The 20550-nt window shown below is 56.8% G+C and carries 17 protein-coding genes; 14 read left to right on the top strand and 3 right to left on the bottom strand.

Annotated features, from left to right (window positions below):
* Positions 1 to 705: 705 nt before the first annotated feature.
* Both NA78x_RS01855 and NA78x_RS01850 read left to right on the top strand, forming a co-directional pair.
* The gene (locus NA78x_RS01855; RefSeq protein ID WP_425616717.1) at positions 706 to 1794 is read left to right on the top strand and encodes a hypothetical protein; all 1089 of its coding nucleotides are present in this window, start codon (positions 706 to 708) and stop codon (positions 1792 to 1794) included.
* 161 nt (positions 1795 to 1955) lie between these two features.
* A complete protein-coding gene (locus NA78x_RS01850) occupies positions 1956 to 2273 on the top strand; it encodes a helix-turn-helix domain-containing protein (RefSeq protein WP_425616716.1) in 318 nt (105 codons plus the stop codon).
* A 153-nt stretch (positions 2274 to 2426) separates the two neighbouring features.
* Here the strand turns inward: NA78x_RS01850 and NA78x_RS01845 are convergent, their stop codons facing one another.
* Entirely contained in the window at positions 2427 to 3113 is a 687-nt protein-coding gene (locus tag NA78x_RS01845) for a transposase (RefSeq protein ID WP_425616715.1), read from the bottom strand.
* Positions 3114 to 3670: 557 nt separating this feature from the next.
* On the opposite strand from NA78x_RS01845, the gene NA78x_RS01840 reads away from it, so the two are divergent.
* From NA78x_RS01840 to NA78x_RS01830, 3 genes are all read left to right on the top strand, one after another.
* Positions 3671 to 4480, top strand: a complete 810-nt coding sequence (locus NA78x_RS01840) for a YkgJ family cysteine cluster protein (protein ID WP_425616714.1) — start codon at positions 3671 to 3673, stop codon at positions 4478 to 4480.
* 5 nt (positions 4481 to 4485) lie between these two features.
* The gene (locus NA78x_RS01835) at positions 4486 to 6024 is read left to right on the top strand and encodes a methyltransferase regulatory domain-containing protein (protein WP_425616713.1); all 1539 of its coding nucleotides are present in this window, start codon (positions 4486 to 4488) and stop codon (positions 6022 to 6024) included.
* A 248-nt stretch (positions 6025 to 6272) separates the two neighbouring features.
* Positions 6273 to 7601, top strand: coding sequence for a hypothetical protein (locus tag NA78x_RS01830; RefSeq protein WP_425616712.1), 1329 nt, complete (start codon positions 6273 to 6275; stop codon positions 7599 to 7601).
* A 114-nt stretch (positions 7602 to 7715) separates the two neighbouring features.
* Here NA78x_RS01830 and NA78x_RS01825 read toward each other — a convergent pair whose 3' ends face one another.
* Positions 7716 to 9182, bottom strand: a complete 1467-nt coding sequence (locus NA78x_RS01825) for a hypothetical protein (RefSeq protein ID WP_425616711.1) — start codon at positions 9180 to 9182, stop codon at positions 7716 to 7718.
* Positions 9183 to 9420: 238 nt separating this feature from the next.
* Between NA78x_RS01825 and NA78x_RS01820 the strand changes: the two genes are divergently transcribed.
* The 7 genes from NA78x_RS01820 (at position 9421) to NA78x_RS01790 (ending at position 17455) form a co-directional block, all read left to right on the top strand.
* A complete protein-coding gene (locus tag NA78x_RS01820) occupies positions 9421 to 11124 on the top strand; it encodes a DUF1553 domain-containing protein (protein WP_425616710.1) in 1704 nt (567 codons plus the stop codon).
* Between the two features lie 12 nt (positions 11125 to 11136).
* On the top strand, positions 11137 to 12447 hold the full coding sequence (locus NA78x_RS01815) for a DUF1501 domain-containing protein (RefSeq protein ID WP_425616709.1): 1311 nt from the start codon (positions 11137 to 11139) through the stop codon (positions 12445 to 12447).
* A 74-nt stretch (positions 12448 to 12521) separates the two neighbouring features.
* Positions 12522 to 12785, top strand: coding sequence for a hypothetical protein (locus NA78x_RS01810; protein ID WP_425616708.1), 264 nt, complete (start codon positions 12522 to 12524; stop codon positions 12783 to 12785).
* Between the two features lie 426 nt (positions 12786 to 13211).
* On the top strand, positions 13212 to 14909 hold the full coding sequence (locus NA78x_RS01805) for an HAD family hydrolase (protein WP_425616707.1): 1698 nt from the start codon (positions 13212 to 13214) through the stop codon (positions 14907 to 14909).
* 80 nt (positions 14910 to 14989) lie between these two features.
* The gene (locus NA78x_RS01800) at positions 14990 to 16102 is read left to right on the top strand and encodes an adenine-specific methyltransferase EcoRI family protein (RefSeq protein ID WP_425616706.1); all 1113 of its coding nucleotides are present in this window, start codon (positions 14990 to 14992) and stop codon (positions 16100 to 16102) included.
* Positions 16092 to 17177, top strand: coding sequence for an HNH endonuclease family protein (locus NA78x_RS01795; RefSeq protein ID WP_425616705.1), 1086 nt, complete (start codon positions 16092 to 16094; stop codon positions 17175 to 17177). The genes NA78x_RS01800 and NA78x_RS01795 overlap by 11 nt, the downstream gene beginning before the upstream one ends.
* Positions 17178 to 17179: 2 nt before the next feature.
* Positions 17180 to 17455 (top strand): hypothetical protein, encoded by a 276-nt coding sequence (locus NA78x_RS01790; RefSeq protein WP_425616704.1) that lies wholly within the window; start codon positions 17180 to 17182, stop codon positions 17453 to 17455.
* On the opposite strand, the gene NA78x_RS01785 is transcribed toward NA78x_RS01790, so the two are convergent.
* Positions 17387 to 18307, bottom strand: coding sequence for a hypothetical protein (locus NA78x_RS01785; protein ID WP_425616703.1), 921 nt, complete (start codon positions 18305 to 18307; stop codon positions 17387 to 17389). The two genes, NA78x_RS01790 and NA78x_RS01785, sit on opposite strands and share 69 nt — an antisense overlap.
* 273 nt (positions 18308 to 18580) lie before the next feature.
* Between NA78x_RS01785 and NA78x_RS01780 the strand changes: the two genes are divergently transcribed.
* Both NA78x_RS01780 and NA78x_RS01775 read left to right on the top strand, forming a co-directional pair.
* Positions 18581 to 19072: a hypothetical protein gene (locus tag NA78x_RS01780; RefSeq protein WP_425616702.1), complete on the top strand. Its 492-nt coding sequence runs from the start codon at positions 18581 to 18583 to the stop codon at positions 19070 to 19072.
* A 1252-nt stretch (positions 19073 to 20324) separates the two neighbouring features.
* Positions 20325 to 20504 carry a hypothetical protein gene (locus NA78x_RS01775; RefSeq protein WP_425616701.1) on the top strand — a complete coding sequence of 60 codons (180 nt, stop codon included), beginning with the start codon at positions 20325 to 20327 and terminating at the stop codon, positions 20502 to 20504.
* The last annotated feature ends 46 nt before the right edge of the window (positions 20505 to 20550 follow it).

The raw sequence follows: 20550 nt of genomic DNA, 5'->3' as shown, positions 1-20550 counted from the left end.
CCGCGTTGTGAGTACTTCGCTACCCGCGCCGGAAGATTGAGCACGACTCATGCTTCAGCCATTTTTGTGTCGCCCAGTCAGAGGCAATTTCGAGATTCACCGCCGGTTGAACAGCCCTCTTTCAACGCCCCTGATAACCAGTTTTTGATAACTTTTTGAGCGATTTTTTCGCGATAACCAAAACCCCTAACCCGTTTCCTGTCAATCCGTTGCGAATGCAAAAGCCAACGCATCAAAGTTTACGTGATAACCATTTGATAACCACTTGCTGCCCTGTTCCAATCGCTGCCTGAACAGGCCCTGAACAGGGGGGCGTGAGCTTTCGCCCCGAACCGCTGCCAGCCACGATCCTGCCCAGGCCTCTCCACAAATCTTAAAAAGTACTTGACATTACGTCAAGACATTTTTAATATATCAACCGTACTCATCTCGCTCCGCCGAGATAAGATTTTGTCGCGCCTCACCGTAGTCATCTCGCTCCGCCGAGATGAAAGCAGCTGCAACGATGTTGCTATTCAAATTGAAGAATGCTGACGAGAAAGCTACGACCAACGAAGCCACTTGCGCGATGTTGGAACATTTCATCTCGGCGGAGCGAGATGACTACGGTTGATGCCATGCCTGGAGCGGAGGTGCGACTAAATGAACTAGCGTAAGCTAAGCCGCAGTTTTTTGCTTCCACTTAAGTATCGGCGAGTCTTTCGGATGTTCCACGCTCATTCGGTGCCTTTGATTTCCAGTCGCCGCAGCGTGAGTATGCGCGAGACCGACACGAGTGGTGCCGTTATCACCCGAATTCGCCCCGCGGCGCAAGTTCTGCTAAAAGATTCGCCGCAGCCGATGTTCGAGGGTGTTCGCGCTGTCGGTGACGGCCATTTCGTACTCGCCTGGGGTGGACCGTACGTATATTCCTCGAACGCCGTTGAGCTGCGCACGTTGCAGGGGTTGATCGATACCTGGAAAGACCTGGGAGCGCCGCTCGCGGTATGTGGGCATTACCTGCTGGCGAATGGTCCGCTGGTCCGCGGGCGCAATGCATCCACTCGCATCTTTGATCTTGTGCAGAGATGCATTCTGGTCGAGTTGCCGCTCGCGTCGCCCTTCCTGATGTCGCGCAGCGGTTTAGTATTCGGTCGCCTCCGCCGCTACTTCGGTTTAGAGTCCAGTCCGATTGCCGATCCCACACTGTCGGCAAGGTTTCCCGAGTTGCGGGCTCTCATCGACGCCGATGGCGGACTGCTGGTTTGCTGCGATCTGAGCGGCAAAGTAGTATTCACGATTACTGAACAGGAGCTGGCCGAGCCCTACCCCGAGTTGACTGGGCTCGCGCTTTCGCGAGATGAAATGACGCTGTATTACTCCGGGCAACGCTCGGTAGGCGCGGTCGACGTCTCCACTGGCCTCTTGCGCTGGGCCCGACACTTTGGTGAAAACGTGGGCGAGCACTTTGTCTGCCACCGACAGATAGCTCTCTCACCCGATGAAACTCGCTTGGCCGTGGCCGGTCTGTGCGGCGACCGAGAACCATCCGTGCGGATTATCTCGACGCTCGACGGCAGCGCGATCGACGGTGTGATCGCCCCTGACTACTGGCACGCCCTGCTATTTCATGGCGACACGCTGATAGCTGGTGGCAACGGCGGACAATTGCTGCTAATCGACAACCACCGCCAGCGCCGCGAAGTCAAGGTCAGCTCTGCGGGTATCAACGATCTCGCCGTCTTAGGCAACGGCATCCTCTGCGCCTGCAACCAGCGGCAGCTTCGCTTTCTGCCATTGCTCGACGATGAGTGAGGTGAGACAGGTGATGAAGGCGTTTTCTCTCCTCACCGTAGTCATCTCGCTCCGCCGAGATGAAAGCAGCTCAGAGACGTCTGCCATTCAGGTTGGTGATGCTGGCTCGAAAAACTAGCCATTTGACTAGTACCGCCCGGGTGCAATAAAATGGTGTAGCCATGGAACGTAAGAAATTCACTCGTAAGGTTCGCACGACGCAGGTCACTCCCGAAGTGTTTGCTCGTGACGAACAGTTGCGAGCGCAAATCAAAGCGGAATATCCGCCTGCGGAAGCAGCCCCGCTAGAATCCGGAGCATTGAGCGAAATCCTGAAGCACGCAATTCACTCCAGCGCTAAATCGGTTTATCAAATCTGCAAGGAAGCCGAAGTCTCGCAGATCGTCGTCTCGCGATTCCTCTCCGGCGAGCGTGACATTCGTCTCGCAACCGCCGATCGCCTCGCCAAGGCCCTTGGCCTGACGGTAGCAAAGAACTAACGATGCTATATCGGTAGTCATCTCTTCGGAGCGAGATGAAAGCAGATGCAAGACGCCTGCCATTCCGGTTGGGCATGCTGGCTCGAAAAGCGACGGCGAGACACAACGCATTTGAGCAGCACGACAAAATCTCATCTCGGCGGAGCGAGATGACTACGGTTGCGGGCGACTGTAGTGGAGGAACTCACCGGTTTGCAATTGTGCTTGGGTTGGGTTTGCGGCGATGTAATGCCGGAGGAATTGAAACTGTTCTTCGCTGCGGACGAGGTGGTCGAAGGCATCTTGCTGCCAGAGGCGACCCGAGCGCCCCAACTGCCGATTGATTTGGACCGCGGTGAAATGCTTCCACGAATCACATTGAGCCAGCATGTCGGTCGCATTCGCAAACGAGCAGAGTAAATGCACATGGTTGGGCATGACAACGTAGTCCACCAATTGGTAACGCACGTCATCGAAGTGCTGCAAGCTGTCAGCGACGATCTTCGCAAGTTTCGCGTTACGCAATTCGCAGTTGCCGTGGCAGCTGTCGAGTGCATCGTGCCAGCGGTTCCAGAAGGCGTCTCGAAACTCTCGGGCCAGACGCGAATCCAACTTGCTGAGTTGCCGTTTCCAATCGGGACGGCTGGCATCAATGTCATGTTGCCGCAGCCAGGCGTCGCGCTGGGATAGCCACCGTTCGATCACCGCGGTCGGCAGCGAATCGTGCGTGCGAAAGGTAATGAAAGTAATGGTTCCCGCTTGTGACCAATGGGGCAGGTTTCGCTCGACGATCTCAACGTCAGCCGCCGGATCGAAGAGCTCCACCGGCCACAACTCGCCCATCGCCATCACGCCTTTCACCGTAGTTCGATAACGTGTGTTTTCCTCACCGTAGTCATCTCGCTCCGCCGAGATGGTTTCTGCAAGATCGCGAAAACGCTTGTTCGATCGTAGCTTTCTAGTCAGGACTGCTCAACTTGATTAGCAGCATCGTTGGAGCTGCTTTCATCTCGGCGGAGCGAGATGACTACGGTCGATGCGATGCTTTCTGCAACATCGCGAAAACGCTTGTTTGATCGTAGCTTTCTAGTCAGGACTGCTCAACTTGATTGGCAGCATCGTTGGAGCTGCTTTCATCTCGGCGGAGCGAGATGACTACGATGGTGGAGCAGCAGTTTGCACAGGGGCGAAGTGGTTATCAAGCGTGTTGAACAGGGGCTGTTCAACTGGCAATCGCCGGCAGCGCTTTGCAGCGGGCAGGCGGCACGGCTACCCTTACGAGATTCGTGTGTGGGCCGGTTGAGTAGCGCCAGCGAGTGGTAACAAAGCGGTGGGGTTTACGCTGATCTGCTTACGCTGATCGCAGGGGCGAGTCGTTTCGCCTCAGCCAGAGATTTCGTGGAAGGGGAGATTCTGCCATGTCCGAGGCCAATGTTCCGCCGGTGTTCGAGACCGCGACGGCCGATATTTCGCTGCGCATCGGGGGGCATCAACTGAAGACCAAGGTCACTGTTCCCACGGGCGAGGTCGGCCTGAAGACGTTGCTGCCGGTAATGCAGCAACTATCGAGCACGATCGTGCAGATCGGCGAGCAGAATGTCGAAAGTGCCGGGCTGACGATTTCGTGCCAAAAGGGGTGCGGAGCTTGTTGCCGGCAGTTGGTACCGATCGCTCCGGTCGAGACGCATGGTCTGCGCGACTTGGTCGATAGTATGCCCGAACCGCGCAAGACAGAAATCCTGCGTCGCTTTGCCGAAGCGAAAGAAAAAATGACCGCTGCGGGCATGTGGGGAAAACTTGATGAGCGGGCCACCTGGCCGCACGCCGATGTGCTGCAGGTGGGGCTCGATTACTTTCGCCTCGGCGTGGCTTGTCCGTTTTTGGAAGAAGAGTCCTGTTCGATTCATCTCGATCGGCCGATGGCATGCCGCGAGTATCTGGTCACATCGCCCGCGGTGAACTGCTCGAACCCGACGCCCGAAGGTGTCGAATGGGTGCCCATTCCAGCCAAGGTGTGGACCGAAGTCGCGCGGATGGAAGAACAAGGCGAGGCCAGCACCTATGTCCCGTGGGTTCCACTCATTCAAGCGCTCGACTATGCGGACACGCATGAGGAGGGGCCGCAGAAGCCGGGCACCGAATGGGTGCGTGAGGTCTTTGGCAGGCTGGCGCGGACCAGCAAGGTGCCCAGCGCGAAAGTGAATCCTAGTCTGCCGGTCGAAGGTTAATTGTTATGCAAGCCACCAGCTACGAAGACGTGCAGTATCAAAGCAAGCCTCACTATCCGATGCATGCCGATTCGCTCGGTACGCTCGGGCGGTTGTTCGGCATGCAACCGGCGCTCGCCAGCAAGTGCCGCGTGCTAGAGTTGGGCTGTGCGACAGCAATGAACATCATCTGCATGGCAGAGGCCTTGCCAGAAAGCGAGTTCGTCGGGCTCGATCTGTCCCCTTCGCAAATTGCCGCCGGTCAGCAAGTCGTCGATGCCGCTGGGCTGAAGAATATTCGGCTGCATGCCGCGAGCATCATGGACATTGATGCCTCGTGGGGCAAGTTCGACTACATCCTGTGTCACGGCGTCTTCTCGTGGGTGCCGAAGATTGTCCAAGACAAGCTGTTCGAGATCTGCCGCCGCCTGCTGACTCCGCAAGGCATCGCGTACATCAGTTACAACACCTATCCCGGCTGGCATCAGCGCAAGATCGTGCGGGAGATGATGAAGTATCACTCCGGGCCGCTGACCGATTTGCAGGAGAAGATTCAGCAAGCGCGGGCCATTGTCAAATTCATGGCCAAGTCGACTCCCGATCAAACAACGTCCTACGCCAAGTTTCTGGACTCGGAACTGAAGACGCTCGAAGACGCGCCCGACAGTTACGTGTTTCACGAACATCTGGAAGAGGTGAACTCGCCCCTCTATTTTCATGAGTTCCATCAGCGCGCTAGTGAGCATGGCTTGCAATATGTTAGCGAAGCGTGGCAACACTTGAATCTTGATGAACTGCCGAAGGATGTCAGCGAATCGCTGCAAGGGATCTCGCGCGACTTGATTCAACTGGAGCAGTACGCCGACTTTCTGACGAATCGAACCTTTCGTCGCACATTGCTCTGTCAGGCCGAAGTGCAGCTCGATCGCAGCCCGGCGGTCGAGGTGATTAGCCAGTTGCTGGTCACGGCGCTCGCGCGGCCTGCGTCCGAGACGCCCGATGTTCGTTCGCAGGCCGAAGAACAGTTTCGCCTCGATACGGGCGGGGTCGTAAGTGTGAACTTTCCGATCGTGAAAGCCGCGCTGGTACGAGCCTATCGCGCGTGGCCGCAGATGGTGCCGTTCGAGCAGTTGCTTGCCGAATCTTTAGCCGACATCGCCGACGACACCACGAACCGCGAAGAACAGAAGGCCCTGTTAGCGATGATGCTGCTGCGCGGACACTTGACGCACTTTGTCGCTTTGCATCGCGAGCCCTTTGAGTTTTGCCTGACCGTGAACGAGCGGCCCATCACCAGCCCGCTGGCGCGCACGCTGGCAGGGCAGTTTGCGCAAGTGCCCACGCGCCGCCACATCAGCGTGGGCTATTCGCCGGCCGAACGACTGTTGCTCGTGCTCGCCGATGGGACGCGCACCAAGGCTGAGTTGCTGCGAGACTTTGCAGCTATTCAAACGAATGACAGTGCGAATGCGCCGGAGCTAGCAACGGGCCACAACACCGAGCTAGCTAAGTGGATTGAAATGACGCTGCAACAATTTGGGAAGCAAGCATTGCTGGTTGGTTAGCAGTCATTGCTGTCGATAGCGGTGCTATCGCTAAACCTCGTAGGTTGCGCTTGATTCGCACGGCAGGCAAAAGAGGCAGAACTGGTAAACCTTAGGGTAAGGGCGAATTTGATTTGCGACGGTGCTGCGCGTAGCCGATTGACCAAGGTAGGGGCTTCCTCCGGATGGAGGGAGTTGCCATGGAATCTGCCTCCGCGAAGGCCACGGATGGGCCGTCTCGCTAAATGGAATTGCTCGAGGATTGTCTTATGTCACTGCGAAGAGTGATATGCGTCATCGGAGTGGTGCTGGTCGGGTCATCGCTGACCGGATCGGTTCATGCTCAAGCGCCCGTGGCCGCTGCCAAGCCGGCAACATTGTGGAGCTTCTTGGGCATTCCGCAAACCTACACGCGAGTGACCGATAACTTTTCGAATCGCCGGGGCAATCGGCCCAATGCCGAGCGCAAGCCGCCACTCAAGCGGATCGCCGATCCGAAGAACCTTGAATCGCCCAACCCGGCGATCAAGAAGGCCGCTGAGATCAAGACCGAAGAGGATCTCGCCAAGCAGAAGATCAAGGCAGTGAAATATCTGACCTCGATTGGCTGCGGCTGCTATAACCGCGATGGCTCCATCACCGATGCCCTGCTGAAGGCGATGGACGACTGCACCGAAGACGTACGCTACGAAACGGTGAAGGCCATCACCGATGCCGCCAACGGCGAAGCCTGCGTGAACTGCAAAAACAAGAGCTGCTGCAGCGAAGAGCTGTCGAACAAGCTTTATGAATTGGCTTACGAACGCGACGACAGCGGCTGCTATCTCGAACCTTCGGAACGAGTTCGCTTGGCTGCTGCCGAAGCACTGCGAGCTTGCTGCCCCGGTCGTGGTGGCGAGCCAGACTTCATCGTCGAAGAAGGTGGCACCGGCGAAGTCATCGACAATGGTGGTGGCGGCGAACGCCCCGACATGACACCGCCCGGTGGTGGCGAACGCCCCGAACTGCCTCCTCCACCGCCACAACCGGTTCCTCCGCCAGCCGTGCCGACGCCGGCCGCTGATCCAGCTCCGACGTTGTTCGAAGATCAAACCGGTTCGGCTCCTGCTCCCACACCAGCGGGCAAATCGAGCCGCCGCACTGCGAACCTGCATAAGAGTGGCCCGGGCGTTGCTCAAGCTTCGACCGCCGGCACACCAGCCACCTCGGTTGCGTTTGCCAGTGCTGCTGAGCCGAGCCAAAGCGTGGTCGCTGCTCCAGCCCGAGTTGCTGCCCCTGCTGTTCAGACCGCTGCACAAGCTCCGCAGATCACGGCTCAGCCTGCTCGTCCGAAGCCGACTTTCGAAAACTTTGGACCCGCCGTGGCGACAGCTGTCGATCACAAGAACAACGAAGCGACCATCAGCTTTGCTGGTGGTGAGACGGCTCCGGTGGGCTCGATCGTTCGCGGTTACCACCACTATGCCCTGACCGGCAAGCAAGCGGTTGGCGACTTCATTGTGATTCAAAGCGATCCGGGCATCGCCATCGTGCGGCCTCGCGGTCAGACTCGCCTCGGCAAGCTGATGTCGGGCGACGAGATGATCCTGCTGCAGTAAGCAGCATCAGATCGCATGTGATTCGGAATCGAAGGCCTGCTTGCTAATGCAACGCAGGCCTTCTTCCGTTTCAATTCTGCATTCTGCCTTCTGCCTACTTACTTCTGCGTTCTCTTACATGCCCAAGAACGGCACCGGCACCAGAAACGCATGCTGCTCGAAGAGGCTCGCGACACCGTTCCAGCTGGTGTACTGCGTGAAGAAGACAATCAGCACGAAGAGCAATACGACGGGGATCGCTGCCACACGTGAGAACAGCCGGACGATGAACCAGCTGGGTTTATCTCGGCGACGTGCATAGCCGAGCGCCCAGCCCGTGAGGAGCCGCGCGGGATAGATCGAGACGATAAAGAACACGCTGAGGGTCCACAGCAGGGGCCGTGGCGGCGGCTCGATCTTGAGCAGATACAGCGGCAGCGCGAAGGCGAGCGTCGCGAGCAGCGAGAACCAGAACATGAGTGGTGCGCGGCGAAACTGTTGGCGAACTTCACGCCAGGCGAACATCGCCGAGAAGCGGTTCTCAGCGGCGAAGTGAGCCTGCAAAAACGGCAAGTACAACAGCACGCCGGCCAGCAGCAGTGCTCCTAACCAGCCCACGAGAATCGCCCCCGGCTTCGGCTGAGCAGTTCCTGCCGTGAGCATGGCAATTGGAATGGCCAGCCACAATAGCGCGCCAATGAACCCGCGCAGGCCGAGCCAAAAGTAATGGGGCAAGCGCAGACCGACGACGAAGTCCCACACGGCATCTCGCGCTTCGACATACATCCGCCCGCGTCGCATGCCAGCCCACAAGATGGCCGGCGGAAACCAACTGGTCCAGGGCAAGGGCGTGAACAGATCGGCAAAGAGCGTGGGCCACCATGGCTTCAGAATGTGTTTCATCAGCGGAGCGGCCAGGCCGCTATTGAGCAGTCGTTGCCCCAGCTGAAACGGTGCGAGGAGCGGCCAGAAGAAATGTCGCAACTTGCCGCCGCTGTACCAGGCCAGCAAGATGTGCGCGACCATCAGCACCGTGCATATGGTCAGGCCAATTCGCCACGCGGGTGCAGCCGGGTTGCCGGGGATCGCTTCGGCATCGCGGGTGAGACCAGTCAAAAATCGAATCGGCAGCAGCATGATCCAGGTGCCGGCCACGAGGCTGCCGATCCGCGCGAAGCGGTAAATATCGAAGAAGCCGTCTTTGAACTTGCCGCTGCGCGTGACTCGCCCACTCGCTTCCAGCAAATAACCCAAGCTAACGAACTGCAGCAGCGGCACTACGCTCACCGCCGCCAAACAGCCAATCAAACTCGCCAGACCAAACAGCCAGGCGAGTGTGAAACAGAGCGTGCGCCAGATCTTCACCGGCCAGCTTTGAGCCGGGGGGAGCGTCGACCACTCGTCGACCATCTCCGCCGCATACAACTCGTTCGTGCTGGCTGTCGGTTCATCAGCGGCAATCACTTCAGCGGCAAACGCCGCCGGCTCCGTAGGTGCAGAATCCACTTCGACGGTCACCTGCTCGGCAGTGAACAAATCGGTCTCGACCGCGGTAGGCACGCGGGCGCGAGATTCAGCAGGGAGGTCGATTTTGGACGACATGCAACGGGTGCTCTTACAACAGTGCTCGTAGCCTGCTTCCGGGGAAGCCTGAACTGGGATCTCAGCCGGTTTTCCAGGGACCGGGCGAAACTTCACCCCCGGCCCTCAGGTAATCTCTGTTGTCACGCGGGCCGGTAGTCGTCACGATAAATGACAGCCACCCAGAAATACCAGCCGAAAACGCTTTCCGTTTCAAAGCTGGCAAGTTTTCCGCCCGGTTTGGTTTGAGGCCATTGATATGTGGGCTCGCAATCTGTTGTTCGCCGTCGTCTGCCTGCTGGGCATCGGCGCGCTCGCGTCGAACATCCTGCTGCAAGACCGCATTGCCACGCCCCGCAGCTTTCAACCCGGTCGCTTTGGGACCCCAGCCACGACCAATGTCTCGACAACGGTTCCCACGGCGTCCGCCGAGCCTGCCAACGATTGGCAACGAACACTCAATCAGCTGAATCAGGATTTTCATGCTTCCTGGCAAGAGAAGAAACTTGAAGTTGCCCCGCCTGCCGATAGCCTGACGCTCGCGCGGCGGTTGTCGCTCGGTTTAACCGGCACCATTCCTTCGCTCGAAGAGATTCGCGAACTGGAACGACTGCCCGAGAACCAACGGCTCGAGTGGTGGACTTCACGTTTGCTGGAAGATCGCCGGTTTGGCGATTACGTCGGCGAACGCCTTGCGCGGGTCTATGTCGGCACCGATGATGGCCCGGTGGCGCTCTATCGCCGACGTCGGTTCGTCACCTGGCTCAGCGATCAGTTGATGACGAGCGCTCCGTACAACGAGATCGTCCAGAAGATGATCGGCAGCAACGGCATCTGGACGAGCCGTCCCGAATTGAACTTCATCACACATACCTGCACCGAGAACAATCAGGGACAACCCGACGAAGTGCGACTCGCGGCGAGAACGGTGCGGGCTTTCCTCGCGCTGCGGATCGATTGCCTGCAATGCCACGACGATAACCTGGGCACCAACTTTCTGGGCGATGCCGACAGCCCGCGCGGCAGCAAACAGTCGGACTTTCATCAGCTGGCAGCGTTCTTCGCACCGGCCAAGCTGAGCCTTTCCGGCGTGCAAGACTCGGAAGACATCTATCGCTTCAAGTATTTGAAGGGCGAAAAAGAAGAGACCGTCCCGGTCGCGGTTCCCTATCGGGCCGATCTGTTAACTGGCAGTGGGACGCGACGCGAGCAGTTAGCCCAGTGGGTGACACACGCCGAGAACAAGCCCTTCGCGCGGGCTACGGTCAATCGAATGTGGGCCATTGTTTGTGGGCGGCCACTCGTGGAACCGATCGACGAAATTCCACTGCACGGCAACTATCCACCGGGCATGGAGATATTGGCCGACGACTTTGTGCAGCACGGTCACGACCTGCAACGCTTGATTCGCCTGATTGCCGCCAGCGATGCTTTCCAGCGAGGCAGCATCGCGAACTTCGACATCACCGCCGATCACGAAGCCGCTTGGGCCGCGTTTCCGCTCTCGCGATTGCAGCCTCAACAGATGGCTGGGGCGATGATTCAATCGTCATCGCTCAACACGCTTGACGAACAAAACGCACACATCATTTGGCTGCTGGCCAAGAACGATCAGACCCGCGAGTTCGTGCGTCGCTATGGTGACCTGGGCGAAGACGAGTTCACCGATCGGGGTGGCACGATTCCGCAGCGACTGTTGCTCATGAATGGCCAACTGGTCGATGAACGAACGAGCGAGAACATCATTGCCAATGCGGCGACGCGAATCGTCGCCGTGACACCACGGGCCGAGTCTGCCATCGACGCTGCTTACCTCGCCGTGCTCACGCGCCGCGCGACCGCGGATGAGAAGGCCGTTTTTGTGCCGCGACTCGAAGCGGCTCGGGGCGATGCTCGCCGGCGAGTGCTCGAAGACTTGTACTGGGTTCTAGTGAACAGCACCGAGTTCTCGTGGAACCATTAGCGGAGCTTGACCATGCAAAACTCACCAGGATTCTGTAACTCGGCGGCTCACTTCTCGCGCCGCGGAGTGTTGCAGGCGATGGGCCTCTCCGGCATTTCCTTTTTGACACCACTGGCCGAGAAGCTTGCGCGAGCGGCCGAAAAAGAACCACGAGGCAAAGCGCCTCACTCGCTGATCGTTCTCTGGATGCAAGGTGGCCCGAGCCAAATCGAAACATTTGATCCGCATCCCAAGACCGAGATTGCTCGTGGCAGCTTGAGCATTCCGACCGCTGTAAAGGGAATCGAAATCGGCGATGGCTTGCCGCTGGTTGCCGAGCAGATGGAATCGATCTCGCTCGTTCGTTCGGTGGTCAGCAAAGAAGGAGATCACGAGCGGGCCACTTATTACGTCAAGAATGGTTACCGTCCCGATCCCACGCTGGTGCATCCTTCGCTGGGCGCGGTGATCTGCCATCAAACGCAGGACAACATCGAGATCCCGCGACACATTTCGCTGCTGCCGAACATCTGGGCCGCGCGGGGTGGTTACCTGGGCGATCAGTACGATGCGTTCAAGTCGCAAGATCCGCTGGGGCCCGTGCCGGACATCAGCAAGCGCGTGCCGCAGCCTCGCTTCGATCAGCGCATCAAAGATCTGGAACTGGTTGAAGGTGCCTTCGCCCGCGGGCGGATGAAGAATCTCAACGAAGGGCGGACGTTGCATCAAAGCAGTGTGGAAGCCGCCAAGCGGATGATGTCTTCCGATCAGTTGGCGGCCTTCGATGTGAGCAAAGCGCCGGAAGCACTGCGGAAAGAGTTCGGCGATACCCAATTCGGCCGCTGCTGTCTCGCGGCACTGCAACTCGTCGGAGTCGGTGTCCGCTGCGTCGAGATTCGCCTCGAAAGCTGGGACTCGCATGCCAACAATCACAACTTTTGCAAGCAGCTGAACGGCACGCTCGACCCGGCCTTTGCTTCGCTCATTAAACACCTGCGCGAACGAAAGCTGCTCGACAGCACCATGATCCTCTGGGCCGGTGAGTTCGGCCGCACACCCAAAATGAATGGCCTCGAAGGGCGCGATCACTGGCCGCATGGATTCAGCATGGCCCTGGCCGGGGGCGGCATCGCCGGCGGTCGCGTCATCGGCGAGACCGCCCCGCAGCCCAAGCTGGACGACAAAAACCGGCTCGCCGACGTCAGCGATCCGCGCCAGGTCGAAGACATTCACGCCACCATCCTGCACGCCTTCGGCATCGACTTCAAAGAAGAACTGCAAACGCCCATCGGCCGCCCCATGGCCATCAGCCAGGGCAAGGTCATCCGCGAACTGCTGGCGTAAGCCAGGCTCCTGCTCTTCAGCTTCAGCCCCCTGACCCTAGCGAGGCTTTTTCGTACGCGGGTAGAATGGCGAGTATGAAACTCAACCTGCGCGATTTGTTCTGGCTGATTTTAGCTACGGCCCTTTGTTTAGCGTGGTTTCTTGATCGAAGAGCCTTGTCTATTGATCACAGGCAGGCGCTTCTATCACAGCGGGATACTCTCATCAGGGCCTTCGTAAAAGAGCGGAACGACAAACATCGCGAAGGCATGCGCCTTATATTTATGCATCCCGATGAGCCTCATCCAAATGACCCCAACGTGTCGGCGGTCCCGGAACTGACGATTGCTGCTCCATGAACCAGGGATGACCTGACTGGCCACTCAAACGTGCCACCTTGAGAATTTACCGCTCGGCACGATATACTCAGAGTTCACGTTCCCGTAGCTCAATTGGCTACCCACTTCTAGTTGCCGCAAAGCCTTACTGCGTAAGGCTTTTGATTCTGAATGCGGCCCCGAAAAATAGTCCAAAAATAACCGGAATTTACCCTGTTTTGGACCCTTTTAGTGCCAAGTCTAGTGCCACGGTCGGCTGATTCTCATGAAGCCTTGGGCTACATGCAACCGCCACGGCCGGAGCGAACTCGAATGGAACAAGCTGTCGGATCGCTCGCGAACGATTACTGTACTATGGTACACTAAGCCTACCAAGGACGGCGCGGCTAGAATCGCGGCCGGTAGCCTGCCCAAGTTCCAATTCAGATTTTCACCTAGCAGCAGCTAATGACTAAGCGCGTTTCTGTCGTAATCGTGGACCTCGACAACACCCTGTTCGACTGGGTCAACATCTGGCACAAGACCTTCACGGCGATGCTCGATGAATTGGTTGCCAAAAGCGGCATCAGTCGCGAGATTCTGATCCAGGATTGCAAAGCCGTATTCACGGAAAGGGGGACATCGGAATATGCGTTCGTGATTCAAGAGTTGGCTTGCTTGAAGGCGAAGCATCCTGGCGAAGACCTTCCGAAAATCTACGAGTCGGCCATTCAGGCATACCGGGACGCTCGCAGAGACGCGCTTGCGTTGTATCCGACCGTCGAAGACACCTTGCTGCAAGTCAAGGACGCGGGCGGTCTGGTGATTGGCTACACGGAATCAATGGCCTACTACAGTCACTATCGGTTGAGGCGACTAGGGCTAGATCGCATTTTGGACTTCATCTACTCCCCGGCGGATCACGACTTTCCTGACGGTGTCTCGCCGGACAAGTACCGAACGCTACCGGCTGCCGAATACAAGTTGAGGCGGACCTCGCAACGCCATACGCCGAAGGGCGAAGTTAAGCCGAACCCGGCAATCTTGCTGCAAATTATCAAGGACGTGTACGCTTCACCCGACGAGGTGGTCTACGTTGGCGATAGCCTGATGAAAGACATCACGATGGCCAAGCAGGCCGGGGTGCTAGATGCGTGGGCGAAGTATGGCACGGCGCAGGAGCGGCCAGAGTACGAACTATTGCGACAAGTCACTCATTGGCCACTGGCGACGGTCGAAAAGGAAAAGACGTATTCGGCGGCCGAAGTGGTCCCCACAATCACGCTGAAGGATTCGTTTTCCGAACTGACTCAGCACGTCCACTTCGATGCCTTCATTGACCGTTCGCCTGAGAAGATGAAACTGGTCGTCGATGCGTGGAAGATGACGGTCGATGTCCAGAAGCATTTCAACGAACTGGAAATGAAGGTCAGGAACTTTGCTCTGACAGTCATCACGGCCGTGCTGGCCGGAGCAGCGTTCAGCATCAAAGAGCAAGTCGAATTCACTCTTCTAGGAATCACTGTGCCGCTGTCCGTTCTGATTCTGCTCGTAGGCACAGCGGTTTGGGTTGCATTCGGCCTGATGGACCGATACTGGTATCATCAATTGCTGCTCGGCTCAGTCTATCACGGGCTGTTTATCGAGAAGCGGTATCGCTCGATTTTGCCTGAGCTAGGACTGGCGCACGCAATTGGTAAAGAAAGCCCCACGCTGTTATGGGGATGGAACATTCGTTCGTCAACAAAGTTGACTTTGTTCTACTGGGCTGGAATTGCGCTCCTAGTCATCGCGGCCATTGCGTCGGTCAAGATTCACGTAAGGGATAAGGCTGCTCCGGCAGGGACGATCGGCGTAACGAATTCCGCTCAACCACCGGCCGCTCAACCACCGGCCGCTCAACCACCGGCCGCTCAACCATCGGCCGCTCAACCATCGGCCGCTCAACCACCGGCCGCTCAACCACCGGCCGCTCAACCACCGGCCGCTCAACCACCGGCCGCTCAACCACCGGCCGCTCAACCACCGGCCGCTCAACCACCGGCCGCTCAACCACCGGCCGCTCAACCACCGGCCGCTCAACCACCGGCCGCTCAACCACCGGCCGCTCAACCACCGGCCGCTCAACCACCGGCCGCTCAACCACGGACCACTACCAATCCGTAACAAAAGCGACTTGCGGTCAGGTCTCGAATTGTCGATGCTCTAACTCTTGCGACCGACTTACCGTGGACGATCGAACTCAGATGGCAAAAAAATCATTGAAACGAAGTCTGACTGCTGCGAAGAACTCCAAGCAGGACGAGTTCTATACTCAGCTTTCGGACATCGAAAAGGAACTTCGGCACTACAGCAGGCATTTCAAAAACAAAACAGTCCTATGCAACTGTGATGATCCAACCGTCAGCAATTTCTTCCACTACTTCTCGCACAACTTCGAGAGGCTGAAGCTGAAAAGGCTAATCGCCACTTGCTACCGGAACGCCGACGCCAATCTGTTCAGCAAGCACACAGGGGACAAGGGGGCCTACCTCGAATACAACGGCGACAAGAACGATAACCGAGTCCCTGACCCCGACGAAATCGGCATCCACGAACTAAATGGCGACGGTGATTTTCGCAGTGAGGAAAGTATCAACCTCCTGAAGCAAGCGGATATAGTCGTCACCAATCCACCGTTTTCGTTGTTTCGGGAGTACGTCGATCAGCTGGTGAAGCACAAGAAAAAGTTCTTGATAATCGGTAATCAGAACGCTATCACATACAAGGAAATCTTCGCCTTGTTAAAGGAGAATAAGATTTGGCTTGGATACTCGCACCCGGTCGCGTTTATCGTGCCGGATCACTATGAGGCGAGAGAGGTGAGAAGCTGGCGTGACGAGAACGGAACGAACTGGCGAAGTTTGGGAAATGCGTGCTGGTTCACGAACCTAGACATCGCAAAGCGCCACGAAGACATCATTCTATTCAAGACGTACAACAAAAAGGACTATCCGCACTACGACAATTACGATGCGATCGAAGTGTCGAGATTCGCTGATATACCAATAGATTACGATGGCGCGATGGGCGTACCAATTACATGGCTTGATAAATACAACCCTGAACAGTTTGAGATTTTGGGGTGGACGAGAGGCATTGAAGAGTTTGACGCCCTTCCGACCAAGCGATATGAGAATGCGAAACAAGTGAAGCCGGACGGCACGGTATCAAATGGTGGCAAGGTCAATACGGGACCAACTTTGCTGGTGAAGCAAAAGCCGGACGGCACCTACTATACTGCTGACAACGCGAAGGGATTTCTCGTTCAGCTGTACATGCGAATTGTCATCAAACGAAAGAGCGACAATGAAGATTGAGCTTCAAGAAGTCACTATCGAAGAACTCACCGATGGCTTTCTCGACAATTCCGAAGGGGGTGTCGTCGCTTATGGTGGGAAGCTCGACGTTCGGCCGCCCTATCAACGAGAGTTCATCTACAAGGATAAGCAGCGGGACGCCGTCATAGACAGCGTCCGCAAGGACTTCCCCCTGAACGTGATGTACTGGGCAGTCCGTGACGATGGAAAGTACGAAGTGATAGATGGGCAACAACGAACAATTTCCATCTGCCAATACGTTAATGGTGATTTTTCGATCGACGGCTTAGCGTTTCACAATCTCAAAGACGACCGGCAAAAGCAGATTACTGGCTACAAGCTGATGGTCTACCTTTGCTCTGGAACGGACACCGAGCGGCTAGAGTGGTTCGAGACCATCAATATCGCGGGGGAAGAGCTTACAAAACAGGAAATGCGAAACGCAGTCTATGCCGGCCCGTGGGTGTCCGACGCCAAGAAATACTTCAGCAGAAACCAGTGCGTTGCTTCCAGCCTAGGCGGCGACTACATGAGCGGTTCGGCGAACCGCCAAGAATACTTGGAGACTGTGATTGATTGGATCAGCGGCGGTCAAATCAAGGAGTACATGTCGAAGCACCAGAAAAAGCCCAACGCCAAAAGCCTATGGCTGTACTTTCAAGCGGTGATTGCTTGGGTGAAGGCCACTTTTCCGACCTACCGTGGCAAGGTGATGAAGGGTGTCGAGTGGGGCGAGCTTTACAACACCTACAAGGAGCAAGAACTCGACCCGGCAAAGCTGGAAGCCGAAATCTCGAAGCTCATGGCCGACGATGATGTGGAGAACAAGAAGGGGATTTATCGGTACGTCCTTGACCGCAACGAGAAGCACCTGAATATCCGCAAGTTTACCGATAGCCAGAAGCTTGCAGCCTTCGAGAGACAAAAGGGGAAATGCCCGGTATGCAAGAAGGTGTTCACGATTGAGCTAATGGAAGGCGACCATATCACGCCTTGGCACGCAGGCGGGAAGACTATCCCGGCGAATTGCCAGATGCTCTGCAAGGAAGACAATCGGCGAAAGTCGGAAATATAGCGATGTACGCCGCGCCCGTCTGGCTTGGATTCGCAGCATGGACAGCCACGGCCGTGCTCTTCTGGCTGGCCATCTACGAACCGAAGCGGCGGCTGTCGCTGGTCTCGATGCTGGTGCTGATGCTCTTGCTCGCCGTGGCGTTCACGTTCGGCCGCTGGAAGCCGCGCGGCCGGATTGAGGTGGAGCGTGGCGCTGCTTCCGGGCCCAACTCAGGCCGTCCAATCCGAATGATTCTTCTCGTCTATCTCTCTGAACTCTCTGGCGGCGTGCAGGACTAGCTCTTCGCCTTCGATTCCCGGCCGTCGCTTCGGAAACGTCACGGCGAATGGTGTCACCTGCGAGAAGTGAATATCGCCAGGTACTCGCCATTCCCGCTCATGTAGAAAGTTGAACCTTGCCGGGGTGGACGACGAGTTCAGTTTGCTTATGTAAGGCCACAAGGCTTCGGGAATCGGCTGCCTAGCCGCCTTCATTTGGTCGATGATGGGTTGGGGGATGTGGCTTGCGGGCGCACCGTTCAATCCCATAATGTCCGCCTTGCGAAAGACAAAACCGTATTCACCGTGCGAGTTTTTTAACTCGCCCCAGTTTGGCAAAGTGGCTTCTGTCAGACACACCGCCTTGGTCTTGTCCGGGTCTCGGCTGCCATACAGCCCCGTCGATGCCGCTCGAATGCACCGGCTGCGATAGATCGCCAAGAACGTCTCTGCATCACAAAAGTGGACAAGGCCTTCCCAGTAGTCGGACCTCCCTTCGCGTTCGAGGTCTTCGGTTCCCTTCACTTCCCTAGCCCAGTCATACATATCGTACTCATGCGACCATGAACCAGCGACTCTGACTGACCAGAAATCAACGTCCTGCGGTCCTGCGCAATAGTAGCACTTCTCTTCCAGCAGAATCGGGATGTCCGACAGCTTGTTGAACTCAATGTCGGCATCGCAGATATGACATTGAAGCTGAACGCCTTCGACGGACATTTCCTCTCCACATGCCGGACAATCGTGCTCCCACTTTTCCACCCATTCCTCGAACTCAGTGGGAGTAAAAGATTGGGAATGGGACTTCTCGCAGTCCAGGTTCTCACATGAAACTCGGATCGGCTTGTCCACTGCATTTGTACGGCGGGGCATGGGTCTTCTCCTGAATGGCTTGCTTCATTTTAGCGGCTGTTGAACAGTTCGGCATTTCGTTTCGGACAATGCGGCCCCTCGGCAAAAACTGGACAAGCAGTGCCGAAAGTGAAATCGTGTCACCAAAAGTCGCCGCGACAAGTTCGTTCGTGTAGCAGTGTCAGAGCCGGGATTGGAGAGGTAGGTCGCCACGGTGTTGACCTTCGGGTAGTAGCTTCGTGCCCCAGCCATTCCGGCAGTGGGCGAATCCGAATGAGGTTTTGAGAAATGAGAATGAGAAGTAGAAACACACCGATTGAGCAGTTCGACCTGAAGACGGGCGCGACCAAAGCGACGTATCCGAGCATTGCCGACGTGAAAGCCTATGGGTTTGACCTGCGGGACATCCGCGAGGTGCTCGACGGTGAGATGCCGTCAGCAGACGGCTACGGTTGGCGATTCCAGCCGGAAGCTCCGGCTGCCGAAATGGCTGCCGACCGTATACAGGCATTCTTTGATCGGTTTGTACATCACGTCAACGGTCGGTTGCTGCCGTTCGCTGAATTCTTCGAGGCGTTCCACGCATGGCTGCCGCCGGCTGAACGTGCGGATTGGTCCCGCATCCGAATCTCCCGCGAACTGCGGTTCAAGAAGGCATCAGGGACCGGCACTGCAAACAGGGTGTATCTCATCAATGCGGCTTGGGAACCGTGCGAACCGAAAGGTAGGCCATACGCCGTAAGCTTGAAAGGAAACTTGTGCCGCGCTGAGTTACCCACGGTTTGAGTCGTTAACTGAGCGAATTCAGGTTGTTTTTCGTTACGACCCGCAACGCGGGCGGGTCGTAAGTCCAGTCCCTATTAGTAGATAATGAAGAAGAAGAAGAAGAAGGAACCAATCATAAAAATAGAAGAGTTAAGGGGTTAATTATTGATCCATCCCCCTACCCTCTACTAAGTGCAAATCAACCGAAAATTTCCCTATAAGCCGGGAACCGGCGGCCAATAATTCACCACTTTGGCGCAAGTGCCTTCTTGAAAAGGACTTAGCGAGTTTACCGACCGTTTCTTGGTCTGAAATTCTTAACTCGAACGCAGCAAACCTTCTTGCGGCTCTCTACAGCCGCCCAATGCCGCCCGGCATGAAATCACACCAGCCCCATACGCAACGGCCCCTGGCGGCTCTCCTATTGCGTCTGGCGGCCTATCTGCCACTCGCTTGCTGGCCGTTTCGCGTCCTAGCGGCAACCGAGCTGCCTGCCTCGTTTGGCGCTTGAATTCAACGCGGGAACGCGTCAAGCAGTATCAACGGCCGCCCCAAAATTTCTGCGACCGGCCGCCGCCTGGCTTCACTTGGCTATTCACCGCGTGGCACCGTTTCAAAAACTCGCGTCCAGCGTCGAATCCGCTAGGACTCTCTGAGGGTTATAACGTCGATTCCCGCCGCACTTTTGACCCGCCCCGGTCCCGGCAGCTTTCGCTACTCACCCCGAAAACAGCGTCCCGGTAGTCGATAGAGATAGGTCGTCACGCTCGCAAGTTGCTTCTTGAAAAGGGGTTACGTCACGTCCCTTGGTGCGTGGCACTAGATCATGGCACTAGACCGGAATCAACGCCGCCCTGCCCCGCTGCGAGCACCACGGCACACGCGACGACACCACGAACAACCGGTGCGACGTGCCAACTGTGCGGGTTATGACGGTTGCAACGATTGTAGGGGAAGATGCTCGCGACACACGCTGAAACTACTAAATAGTTGTCTATCTAAATATGTCTAACCGTGTGAGAGATTTCGGAGTAGGACGCATGGAAAGTGCTCAAAAGGGACATTTTTGTATCAATCCGAGCACTTTTACATCGGATTCTGAATTTTGCTACCCAATCCGCACATAAATAGAGGGTAGGAATGTTGCGCGCACGCGAGAAGAACAATGAACGATTCAATCAATCAAGCCACCGCCCGATTCCTGGCGAGCGTCCACGCGCACCCCGCCGGTTTAATTGCGATCACTGAAATCGTTGAGGGAACCCGACGCCAAATGCCGCCTAAGCGCCGACGCTCACTACGTCGTAGGGACGTGGTCGATGCGCTGCACGAGCTTGGCGTGCTCATGGGCGTTCATCATCGCCGAATGCATGCGATTGGCTACAGCGTTGCGCCACCTGACCCACCTCCGACGTTGGTTGTCAGTGAAGACGGCAAGATTCGCGCGGCTTAGCGCACGCAAACAAATCAAACCGGCATGCGAGACGACATCTCACGCG

It is taken from the genome of Anatilimnocola aquadivae (genome assembly GCF_049819085.1).
GTDB lineage: Bacteria > Planctomycetota > Planctomycetia > Pirellulales > Pirellulaceae > Anatilimnocola.
This window is presented reverse-complemented; position numbering and strand designations above follow the sequence as displayed.